Genomic DNA, 1,225 nt, shown 5'->3' on the forward strand with positions numbered 1-1,225 from the left:
GGCGTGAAGACCAGCTGGGCCGCGCTGATCGCGGAAGAACTGGACGTGGAGCTGGACCAGGTCCGTGTTCTTCACGGCCCCGCCGCGCAGGCTTATTACAACTCTGCCTTCATCGCCGATGCGCTGCCGGGCAAGGGCTATGACAACGGCAACTTCAAACATGCCGTGGGCGAGGCACTGGGGCATTTCGGCAAGGTGCTGAACCTGCATGGCACCGGCGGCTCGACCTCAATGAAGGACGGTTTCAAGCGGATGCGCCAGGCCGGCGCTACCGCACGCGAGACGCTGAAACAGACCGCCGCAGAGCGGCTGGGCATCAGCCGCGGCCAACTGAGCACCGTCAAGGGCGCGGTGGTTACGCCGGACGGCACACAGATCCCTTACTCCGAGCTCGCAATGGACGCTGCCAAGCTGGACCCGGTGGACGTGGACCTGCGGCCCAGCAGCGAATGGCGGCTGATTGGCAAATCGCAGCCGCGGATAGATATGGCTGAAAAAGCCACCGGTTCCGCCGAATTCGGCATCGACGTGCGGTTGCCGGGGATGAAATTCGCCTCGGTCCGCATGAACCCGCGCCAGGGCGGTGGCATGAAGGGTTTTGACGCAACTGCCGCCGAAGGGATGCCCGGCGTAGAGAAGGTCGTGGACATGGGCGCGGGCGTGGCCGTGGTGGCGCGCAACACCTGGCTGGCGATGCAGGCGCTGGACGCCATCGAGGTGCACTGGGAGGACGCCCCCTACCCGCCTGAAACCGATCAGGTCTTCGCCAGGATTGCGGAAGCGTTTGACGATGCCCCGAACTCTGTCCTGCGCGATGACGGCGATGCGGACATGCTCCCCGATGGCGCAACCGAGCTGACGGCGGACTATCAGGTGCCCTACCTGGCCCATGCCACCATGGAGCCGATGAATGCCACCGCGCTGTTGCAGGACGGCAAGCTGACCCTCTGGTGCGGCAACCAGATGCCAACCTTCGTGCAGATGAAATGCGCCGAGGAAGCCGGGCTGGAAAGCGATCAGGTGGAGGTCAACACCACTTACCTTGGCGGCGGCTTCGGGCGGCGGGCAGAGTTCGACTATGCGGTGCTGGCCACCCGGCTGGCGAAACAGATGCCCGGCACCCCGGTGCAGCTGACCTGGAGCCGCGAGGAGGACATGCGCCATGATATGTACCGCCCCGGCGCGCTGGCGCGGATGCGCGGTGCCGTCAAGGATGGTCAGGCCG

At 65.5% G+C, this 1,225-nt stretch carries 1 protein-coding gene; it reads left to right on the forward strand.

Annotated features, from left to right (window positions below):
- Nucleotides 1-1,225: molybdopterin cofactor-binding domain-containing protein (locus tag A2I95_RS39730; RefSeq protein ID WP_291737848.1), on the forward strand; the 1,225-nt coding region annotated here is incomplete at both ends.

The organism is Leisingera sp. F5 (assembly GCF_001593695.1).